The 9,710-nt window shown below is 55.8% G+C and carries 9 protein-coding genes; 6 read left to right on the forward strand and 3 right to left on the reverse strand.

Annotated elements, in window-relative coordinates:
• Positions 1-236: 236 nt before the first annotated feature.
• Positions 237-926, forward strand: a complete 690-nt coding sequence (gene ung, locus ABLV08_RS16780; protein WP_020078167.1) for a uracil-DNA glycosylase — start codon at positions 237-239, stop codon at positions 924-926.
• 55 nt (positions 927-981) lie between these two features.
• Here ung and ABLV08_RS16785 read toward each other — a convergent pair whose 3' ends face one another.
• On the reverse strand, positions 982-2,052 hold the full coding sequence (locus ABLV08_RS16785; RefSeq protein WP_032712297.1) for a tRNA/rRNA methyltransferase: 1,071 nt from the start codon (positions 2,050-2,052) through the stop codon (positions 982-984).
• Positions 2,053-2,256: 204 nt separating this feature from the next.
• Between ABLV08_RS16785 and trxC the strand changes: the two genes are divergently transcribed.
• The 5 genes from trxC (at position 2,257) to ABLV08_RS16810 (ending at position 7,978) form a co-directional block, all read left to right on the forward strand.
• Entirely contained in the window at positions 2,257-2,682 is a 426-nt protein-coding gene (trxC, locus tag ABLV08_RS16790; RefSeq protein WP_015370277.1) for a thioredoxin TrxC, read from the forward strand.
• Positions 2,683-2,751: 69 nt separating this feature from the next.
• The gene (tapT, locus tag ABLV08_RS16795; protein ID WP_015703189.1) at positions 2,752-3,450 is read left to right on the forward strand and encodes a tRNA-uridine aminocarboxypropyltransferase; all 699 of its coding nucleotides are present in this window, start codon (positions 2,752-2,754) and stop codon (positions 3,448-3,450) included.
• A 35-nt stretch (positions 3,451-3,485) separates the two neighbouring features.
• A complete protein-coding gene (gene pat, locus ABLV08_RS16800; protein ID WP_242814201.1) occupies positions 3,486-6,161 on the forward strand; it encodes a protein lysine acetyltransferase in 2,676 nt (891 codons plus the stop codon).
• A gap of 96 nt (positions 6,162-6,257) precedes the next feature.
• Positions 6,258-7,613, forward strand: coding sequence for a CDP-diacylglycerol--serine O-phosphatidyltransferase (pssA, locus tag ABLV08_RS16805; protein ID WP_015370274.1), 1,356 nt, complete (start codon positions 6,258-6,260; stop codon positions 7,611-7,613).
• A 41-nt stretch (positions 7,614-7,654) separates the two neighbouring features.
• Positions 7,655-7,978, forward strand: coding sequence for a YfiM family lipoprotein (locus ABLV08_RS16810; protein ID WP_015370273.1), 324 nt, complete (start codon positions 7,655-7,657; stop codon positions 7,976-7,978).
• A 2-nt stretch (positions 7,979-7,980) separates the two neighbouring features.
• Here the strand turns inward: ABLV08_RS16810 and ABLV08_RS16815 are convergent, their stop codons facing one another.
• Positions 7,981-9,279, reverse strand: coding sequence for an MFS transporter (locus tag ABLV08_RS16815; protein ID WP_032708912.1), 1,299 nt, complete (start codon positions 9,277-9,279; stop codon positions 7,981-7,983).
• A 99-nt stretch (positions 9,280-9,378) separates the two neighbouring features.
• On the reverse strand, positions 9,379-9,710 hold a 332-nt coding region (locus tag ABLV08_RS16820; protein ID WP_348856057.1), incomplete at its 5' end, for a hypothetical protein.

Genomic DNA, 9,710 nt, shown 5'->3' on the forward strand with positions numbered 1-9,710 from the left:
TATATATATCAGCCACACACCCGTCATTCATTGACTTAAATCAACAAAAACCACTCACTCAAAGTGGGTATATGAGGATAGTATTGTTTTACATCAAGTTACGCCAGTAGGTACCATAAAAAAATTTGTAAATTTTCAATTTTTTTTATGCACAACCAGTCAGGAATGACGTCGCGATTTTGTTATGCAGAAAGAAGCAGTTAAGCTATGGGCATGACACTTTGCAGGAGAGCGAGATGACCACCCCATTAACCTGGCACGACGTGCTGGCGGAAGAGAAGCAGCAGCCCTATTTTCTCAACACCCTCAAGACCGTCGCCGAAGAGCGCCAGTCCGGCATGACTATCTATCCGCCGCAGAAAGACGTCTTTAACGCCTTTCGCTATACCGAACTGGGCGAGGTCAAAGTGGTCATCTTAGGTCAGGATCCCTATCACGGCCCGGGACAGGCGCACGGTCTGGCCTTTTCTGTTTTACCGGGAGTGCAGATACCGCCGTCGCTGCTGAACATGTATAAAGAGCTGGAAGGCACCATCCCCGGCTTTCAGCGCCCGGCGCATGGTTATCTGGAAAGCTGGGCGCGCCAGGGCGTGCTCCTGCTTAATACCGTATTAACGGTGCGCGCCGGTCAGGCGCATTCACACGCCAGTCTCGGCTGGGAAACCTTTACCGATAAAGTGATAGCGCTGATTAACCAGCATTGTGAAGGAGTGGTATTTCTGCTGTGGGGGGCGCACGCGCAGAAAAAAGGCGCCATTATCGATCGCCAGCGCCATTGCGTCCTGAAAGCGCCGCACCCGTCGCCGCTGTCGGCGCACCGCGGTTTCTTCGGCTGCAACCACTTTGTGCAAACCAACCAGTGGCTGGCCGAACGCGGCGAGGCGCCCATTGACTGGATGCCGGTGCTGCCCGCAGAAAGCGAGTGAGCGACGATAATAAAAAAGCCAGCATCAGCTGGCTTTTTGCATTCAGAGACCGATATCAGGCCTTATTCTGACGCCACCATTCCGCCAGCAGCACGCCGGTCGCCACGGAGACGTTAAGGCTTTCGACGTTGCCGGTTCCATCGATGGCGACGCTGAGGTCAGAGCTGGAGATCGCCGCATCGGACAGACCGTCACGCTCCTGGCCTAATACCAGCACCATTTTCTTCGGCAGCTCGGCCTTAAACAGCGGCGTACCGTTATGGCTGGAGGTCGAGACGATGGCGTAGCCAGCCTGACGGAACTGCGTCAGGGTATCGATAAAACTGTCGCCGGTGATCGGCTCAACATGTTCCGCGCCGCCTTCTGCAGTACGGATCGCCGCGCCAGACTCCAGCACGCCGGCATCCTGCACTACCACGCCTTTCACGCCAAAGTGCGCGCAGCTACGCATAATCGCGCCGAGGTTGTGCGGGTTGCCAACATCTTCCAGCGCCAGTACGCAATCTTCGGCTTCTGCTTTCGCCACCCACTGGGCCACGGAAGTACCATGACGTTTTTTGATCAGGAAGCAGACGCCGCCGTGGTGTTCGGTACCAGACGCCTTCGCCAGTTCGGCTTCGTCCACTACGTGGTAGGCCTTACGGTTGGCCGCCATCCAGCGCAGCGCCTCTTTAAAGCGCGGAGTGACGCTCTGGATAAACCAGGCGCGTACGATGGCTTCCGGACGGCTCTGGAACAGCGCCTGACAGGCGTTCTCGCCGTAGACGCGGGTCTCTTCCGCGCGCTGACGGCGCAGCACTTCCGGATCGATAAAGCTCTTACCGCTGATGCCGCCGTGATCTTCTTTTACCGGCGTCTCATCGCCCGGAGCGCGGGAAACGGTGCGCCACGGGGATGCATCGTCACGGTTAAAATCATTACGCTTGCGATCGTCGCGTTTGCGATCGTCGCCGCGGCTGTTTCGTTCATCGCGCGCAGGGCGGCTGCGGCCGTCAACACGTGACTTTCCTGGACGCCCTCCCCCTTTCCCGGTACGCGGGTTATGGGTACGTTTGTCAGAATCATCATCACTGCGGACATACATCACTTTGACCTTGCCGCTTTTATTTTTCAGTTCGTCGCTCATCTATTTTCTCCACCTGCGCTGCGCGAAGCGCGAAGATTACCCGATGTATCTTCACTTAGCCATTATTTCATTTAAAAGCCTTGGTCTATTGTAACCATCGAACAAAAGACATTGTCCTTTATTCGCGCCTCATCGATAATATGTAACATTACAGAAACAAATCGGCCACGTGCCGCGCTGCAACCCCATAACCAGAGGTTAGTTATGAATACCGTTTGTGCCAGTTGTCAGGCTCTTAACCGCATCCCCGAAGACCGTAGCGCCGATGGCGCCAAGTGCGGACGCTGCGGCCACGATCTCTTTGACGGCGATGTCATCAACGCGACCGGGGCAACGCTGGATAAACTATTAAAGGACGATCTGCCAGTCGTTATTGATTTCTGGGCCCCGTGGTGCGGCCCATGCCGTAGCTTTGCGCCGATCTTTGAAGATGTGGCTGAAGAGCGCAGCGGCGAAATGCGTTTTGTGAAAGTGAACACCGAAGCCGAACGCGAACTGAGCGCTCGCTTCCGCATCCGTAGCATTCCAACCATTATGATGTTCAAAAATGGTGAAATGGTCGACATGCTGAATGGCGCCGTCCCCAAAGCGCCGTTCGATAGCTGGCTGAACGAAGCCAACCAGCAGTAACCCCACCGGGGCACCGCTTGTGCCCCGTTTTCTCCTCTGCGACAATAGCGTTTTTCATTAGCGACTCCCATGATTGATAACGCTGTTCTTCGGCTACGCGCCGAACGCCTCGCGCGCGCAACCCGGCCTTTTCTTGCTCGCGGCAACCGCATCCGCCGCTGCCAGCGCTGCCTGCTCCCCCTAAAACAGTGTCTGTGCGCAACGCTGGCGCCGGCGCAGGCCGACAGCCGCTTTTGCCTGGTAATGTTCGACACCGAGCCGATGAAGCCCAGCAATACCGGGCGCCTTATCGCCGATATTCTGCCCAACACCGAAGCGTTTCAGTGGTCGCGTACCGAGCCGCCGCAGGCGCTGCTCGATCTGGTCGCCAACCCCGATTATCAGCCCATGGTCGTCTTTCCGGCCTCTTATGCCGGAGCGGAACGCCAGGTACTAAGCGCCCCGCCGGAGGGTAAGCCGCCGCTGTTTATTATGCTCGACGGCACCTGGACGGAAGCACGGAAAATGTTTCGCAAAAGCCCGTATCTCGATGCGCTGCCGGTAATCTCTGTCGACCTGTCGCGCATCTCCGCCTATCACCTGCGCGAAGCCCATGCCGACGGTCAGTACTGTACGGCGGAAGTCGCCATCGCCCTGCTGGACTTAGCCGGCGACGCGCAGGCGGCGGCCGCGCTTGGCGATCACTTTAGCCTGTTCAGAAGCCGCTATCTGGCGGGAAAAACGCAGCATAAGGGCAGTATCACAGCACAACAGGCTGAAAGCGTTTAAAATCATTCGGTCACAGGGGATCAAAGGAGACCGGAATGAGCCAACGAGGCCTGGAAGCACTGCTGCGGCCAAAATCGATCGCCGTCATTGGCGCATCGATGAAACCGCAGCGCGCTGGCTATTTAATGATGCGCAATTTGTTGGCCGGCGGTTTTAATGGCCCGGTCCTGCCGGTGACGCCCGCCTGGAAAGCGGTGCTTGGCGTACTGGCGTGGCCGACTATCGACAGCCTGCCCTTTACCCCGGATCTGGCGGTGCTCTGTACTAATGCCCGCCGCAATCTCGAGTTGCTCGAGGCCTTAGGGCGGAAAGGGTGTAAAACCTGCATTATCCTCTCTTCACAGCCAGACCAGTACCCGGCGCTGCTCGAGTGCGCCGCCCGTTATCAAATGCGTCTGCTCGGCCCCAACAGCCTGGGGCTGCTGGCGCCGTGGCAGGGCCTGAACGCCAGCTTTTCGCCGGTCCCTATCCAGCGCGGCAAGCTGGCGTTTATCTCGCAATCCGCCGCCGTCTCTAACACCATTCTGGACTGGGCGCAGCAGCGTGAAATGGGCTTCTCGTACTTTATTGCGCTTGGCGATAGTCTTGATATCGACGTCGACGACCTGCTCGATTTTCTCGCCCGCGATAGCAAGACCAGCGCTATTTTGCTCTATCTGGAGCATCTCAGCGATGCCCGGCGTTTTGTCTCCGCTGCCCGTAGCGCCTCGCGTAATAAACCCATTCTGGTCATCAAAAGCGGCCGCAGCCCGGCGGCGCAGAAATTACTGCATGTCAACTCAGGGATGGATCCCGCCTGGGATGCCGCTATTCAGCGGGCGGGGCTGCTGCGCGTGCAGGACACCCACGAGCTCTTTTCCGCCGTTGAAACCCTGAGCCATATGCGCCCATTGCGCGGCGAAAAGCTGATGATTATCAGTAATGGCGCCGCGCCGGCGGCGCTGGCGTTGGACGAACTGTGGCTGCGTAACGGCAAACTCGCCAATCTCAGTGAAGCCACCTGCGACCAGCTCAGGCAGGCGTTACCGACGGGCGTCGAGGTCGCTAATCCTCTGGATCTGCGCGATGACGCCAGCAGCGAGCACTATCTCAAGGCGCTGAATGTGTTGCTGGACAGCCAGGATTATGATGCGCTGCTGGTGATCCACTCCCCCAGCGCCGCGGCACCGGGCACCGAAAGCGCGCTGGCGTTGATTGATGCGCTTAAGCGTCATCCACGCGGGAAATACGTCACGGTGCTGACGAACTGGTGCGGGGAGTACTCTTCCCAGGAGGCGCGACGGTTGTTTAGCGAGGCCGGTATCCCAACCTATCGCACACCGGAAGGCACTATTACCGCCTTTATGCATATGGTGGAATACCGTCGCAACCAGAAACAGCTACGGGAAACGCCGGTATTGTCCGATACGTTGACCGCCAATACCGCAGAAGCCCACACGCTGTTGCAGCGCGCGCTGAGCGAAGGCGCGACCTCGCTGGACACCCATGAGGTCAGCCCGCTGCTGCGCGCCTACGGCATCCATACTCTTCCCACCTGGATTGCCGCCGACAGCGCCGAAGCGGTACATATCGCCGAGCAGATTGGCTACCCGGTGGCGTTGAAGCTACGTTCGCCGGATATTCCGCATAAATCGGAAGTTCAGGGCGTCATGCTCTATTTACGTACCCCAACTGAAGTCCAGCAGGCGGCGGACGCGATTATCGACCGGGTAAAAATGGCCTGGCCGCAGGCGCGCATTCATGGCCTGTTGGTACAGAGTATGGCCAACCGCGCCGGGGCGCAGGAGCTCCGGGTCGTCGTCGAGCATGACCCGCTTTTCGGCCCGCTGATTATGCTTGGCGAGGGCGGCGTCGAATGGCGAGCGGAAAATCAGGCCGCGGTCGCCCTACCGCCGCTGAATATGAACCTGGCGCGTTATCTGGTGATCCAGGCCATCAAGAGTAAAAAGATCCGCGGACGCAGCGCGCTACGCCCGTTGGATATTCCCGGCCTCAGCCAACTGCTGGTACAGGTCTCTAACCTGATTGTCGATTGCCCCGAGATCCAGCGGCTGGATATTCACCCCTTGCTTGCTTCCGGCAACGAGTTTACCGCCCTCGACGTTACTCTCAGCCTGGCGCCATTTAGCGGCGACAGCGAAAGCCGGCTGGCAGTCAGACCCTATCCGCAGCAACTTGAGGAATGGGTGGCAATGAAAAACGGCGAGCGCTGCCTGTTCCGGCCGATCCTGCCTGAGGATGAACCACTATTATTGGCCTTTATTGAGCGGGTCACCAAAGAAGATCTCTATTACCGCTACTTCAGCGAGATCAACGAATTCACCCATGACGACTTAGCCAATATGACGCAGATCGACTACGATCGTGAAATGGCCTTTGTTGCGGTTCGCGCCACGGAGCAAGGAAGCGAGATCCTCGGCGTGACCAGAGCAATTTCCGATCCTGATAATATTGATGCCGAGTTTGCCGTGCTGGTGCGTTCTGACCTGAAAGGTTTAGGCCTTGGCCGACAGCTTCTTGAAAAACTGATCGCCTATACGCAGAGCCATGGATTACAGCGCTTAAATGGCATCACCATGCCAAATAACCGCGGCATGATAGGCCTTGCCAGAAAGCTTGGTTTTGCAGTGGATATCCAGTTAGAAGACGGAATAGTGAGCCTGTCTCTTGCGCTGAATACGTTACATTCGGTGACAAGCGACAGCAATTAATGACCACATTCGCGGGTAGTAATGGTATTATTGCCCGCTTACGTCATCTGCATGGTACAGAAGACCCTTCAATAAACAGAGAAGAAACGCACTGTGATGTTGTCAAAATTTAAGCGTAATAAACATCAACAACACCTTGCCCAACTCCCTAAGCTCTCTCAGTCAGTTGATGATATCGAGTTCTTTTACGCGCCGGCTGATTTCCGCCAGGCGCTACTGGCAAAGATAGCCCACGCCACCCAGCGTATTTGCATTATTGCGCTCTATCTTGAGCAAGATGATGGCGGAAAAGGAATACTGCAAGCCCTGTATGACGCTAAACGCCAGCGTCCAGAACTGGATGTGCGCGTGCTGGTTGACTGGCATCGCGCCCAGCGTGGCCGTATCGGCGCGGCAGCCTCCAATACCAATGCCGATTGGTACTGTCGCATGGCCCAGGAAAACCCAGGGATTGATATCCCGGTGTATGGCGTCCCGGTCAATACCCGGGAAGCGCTCGGCGTGCTCCATTTTAAAGGCTTCATCATCGATGACAGCGTTATTTATAGCGGCGCCAGCCTGAACGATGTGTACCTGCATCAGCATGATAAATATCGCTACGATCGCTATCAGTGCATCCGCAACGGCAAGATGGCCGACGTGATGTTCGACTGGGTCGAGCAGAATCTGGTACAGGGTCGCGGCGTGAATCGACTCGATCGCCCGGATCGACCAAAAAGCCCGGAAATAAAAAATGATATTCGCCAGTATCGCCAGGATCTGCGCGAAAGCGGCTATCACTTCACCGGCAATGCCGATGAAGATCAACTGTCAGTCACGCCGCTGGTTGGGCTCGGTAAATCGAGCCTGCTCAACAAGACTATCTTCCACCTGATGCCGTGTGCGGAACATAAGCTGACCATCTGCACCCCGTATTTCAACCTGCCCGCCGTACTGGTCAGAAATATTATTTCTCTGCTACGCAGCGGAAAAAAAGTGGAAATCATCGTCGGCGACAAGACCGCGAACGACTTCTATATCCCGGAAGATCAGCCGTTTAAAATCATCGGCGCATTGCCTTATTTGTACGAAATTAACCTGCGTCGCTTCCTGAGCCGTCTGCAGTATTATGTGAATACCGATCAGCTCATCGTACGTTTATGGAAAGATGACGATAACAGCTACCACCTGAAAGGCATGTGGGTTGATAACGAATGGATGCTGCTGACCGGCAACAACCTCAATCCGCGCGCCTGGCGGCTGGATTTAGAAAATGCCGTGCTGATCCACGATCCTAAGCATCAACTGCGCGAAATGCGGGAAAAGGAGCTTCAGCTCATCCGTACACATACGACGGTAGTGAAGCACTATCGCGATCTGCAAAGCATCGCCGACTATCCGGTGAAGGTGAAAAAGCTCATCCGCCGTCTGCGGCGCATCCGCATCGACCGCCTCATCAGCCGCATTCTCTAAGATCAACGCCCCGTAATCCGGGGCTTTTTTCAGGAAGAATTATGCGCTACTTCATCATTATTGCCCCTTTACTACTCAGCGGCTGCAGCCATATGGCCAATGATGCCTGGAGCGGTCAGGACAAGGCCCAACACTTTCTCGCGTCGGCAATGCTCTCCGCCGCCGGCAATGAATATGCGCAGCATCAGGGGTACAGCCGCGATCGCAGCGCCGCCATCGGTCTGATGTTTTCCGTTAGTCTGGGGGCATCAAAAGAGTTATGGGACAGCCGCCCGGCAGGGAGCGGCTGGAGCTGGAAGGATTTCGCCTGGGATGTCGCCGGCGCCACCACCGGCTATACGGTGTGGCAACTGGCGCATCAATGAGGTTACAAACGCAACCCCTTCCCTTTACCATGCAGCATCAGGGAGACCAGGAAGGCAATCGCCGCCATTACCGTCACGTACCAGTAGAAGGCATTCTCCATTCCTATAGATTTAAGCGACAGCGCGACGTATTCAGCTGAACCGCCGAACAGCGCGTTTGCTACCGCATAGGACAGGCCCACGCCCAGCGCGCGAACCTGTGCCGGAAACATTTCCGCCTTCAGGATCCCGCTGATGGAGGTGTAGAAGCTGACGATCAGCAACGCGCAAATCACCAGCGCAAATGCGGCATACGGCGAGCTAACATTCTGCAGCGCACTCAAGATTGGCACGGTAAACAGCGTCGCCAGCACGCCGAAACACAGCATTGAAGTACGGCGCCCCACCTTATCCGAGAAGGCGCCAAACAGCGGTTGTACCAGCATATACACGAAAAGCGCCGCCGTCATAATCATGCTGGCTGTGCTGGCCGACATGCCGGCGGTATTCACCAGATATTTTTGCATATACGTGGTGAAGGTGTAAAAAGTCAGCGAACCGGCGGCAGTAAAGCCCAGTACCATGACAAAAGCCCGGCGATTACGCCACAAACCTTTAAAGGAACCGGCCTCTTTCAGCGCACGGGTTTCCTGCTTCGAGGTTTCATCCAACTGACGACGCAGCCACAGCGCGACGATGGCCAGTACTGCGCCCAGCGCAAAAGGAATACGCCATCCCCAGGCATGCAAATCTTCATCACTGAGAATTTGCTGTAGTGCGACAACGACCAGTACCGCCAGCAGTTGACCGCCAATTAACGTAACGTACTGGAAGGAGGCGTAGAATCCTTTCTTTCCTTCTACTGCGACTTCACTCATGTAGGTCGCGCTGGTGCCATATTCCCCGCCAACGGACAGGCCCTGGAACAGACGTGCCAGCAACAGCAGCGCCGGCGCCCAGGTACCGATAGTGGCGTATCCCGGTAGACAAGCAATCACCAGCGAGCCGAAGCACATCATGCATACCGAAATAAGCATTGAGGCTTTACGTCCGCGCCGGTCAGCAATACGGCCAAATAGCCAGCCGCCGATGGGGCGCATCAGGAAGCCAGCAGCAAAAACTCCGGCCGTTTGTAACAATTGAGTGGTGGTATTTCCTGAAGGGAAGAAGATGTGCGCAAAATAGAGTGAGCAAAATGAGTAGACATAAAAATCAAACCATTCCACCAGGTTCCCTGAAGATGCCCCCACAATTGCCCATACACGGCGCCGGGTATCGCCCTGCTCCAGGGAACCCTGCTCGTTAATGCTACTTTCTGTCATTATAATTTTGCTCCAGCAAAGACCGTAATCTGTCTCATCGGGCGTGACACGTCCACTCAGACAAATTAATTAGTGAACCAAATGTTATATAATTGTTATTTATTTATATGTGATTGTATTCACATTTTTTTTCGTAACACTGGTTTTCGCGATTAACGTCAGCACATGAGCAGTGAAAAAGTGAATTATGGCGAAGTGGTTACAACGACGGGGTTTTATATGGCTTTGAATGAAGGTGATGAGATGGTGTAGCAAGATTTTCCCGCAGGCGGTGCAGGCCGGGGAACGATCGGTCGCCCCGGTAAGCGCAGCGCCACCGGGGAGATGGCGAAGTACCTGGCCGCAAAACACAAAAACAAAAGGCCCGGTCTTCCGACTGAGCCTTTCGTTTACGTTGCTATGACAGCGGCTTTCCCCGGAGGCGGTGCTGC

This window comes from Klebsiella sp. CN_Kp088, assembly GCF_040064335.1.
Lineage (GTDB): Bacteria > Pseudomonadota > Gammaproteobacteria > Enterobacterales > Enterobacteriaceae > Klebsiella > Klebsiella aerogenes.

Excerpts from the sequence above, each read along its gene's own strand:
- ABLV08_RS16810 (WP_015370273.1), top strand. The coding sequence starts at position 7,655 with ATGCGCTACTTCATCATTATTGCCCCTTTACTACTCAGCGGCTGCAGC.
- ung (WP_020078167.1), top strand. The coding sequence starts at position 237 with ATGACCACCCCATTAACCTGGCACGACGTGCTGGCGGAAGAGAAGCAG.
- pssA (WP_015370274.1), top strand. The coding sequence starts at position 6,258 with ATGTTGTCAAAATTTAAGCGTAATAAACATCAACAACACCTTGCCCAA.
- tapT (WP_015703189.1), top strand. The coding sequence starts at position 2,752 with ATGATTGATAACGCTGTTCTTCGGCTACGCGCCGAACGCCTCGCGCGC.
- ABLV08_RS16815 (WP_032708912.1), bottom strand. The coding sequence starts at position 9,279 with ATGACAGAAAGTAGCATTAACGAGCAGGGTTCCCTGGAGCAGGGCGAT.
- pat (WP_242814201.1), top strand. The coding sequence starts at position 3,486 with ATGAGCCAACGAGGCCTGGAAGCACTGCTGCGGCCAAAATCGATCGCC.
- ABLV08_RS16785 (WP_032712297.1), bottom strand. The coding sequence starts at position 2,052 with ATGAGCGACGAACTGAAAAATAAAAGCGGCAAGGTCAAAGTGATGTAT.
- trxC (WP_015370277.1), top strand. The coding sequence starts at position 2,257 with ATGAATACCGTTTGTGCCAGTTGTCAGGCTCTTAACCGCATCCCCGAA.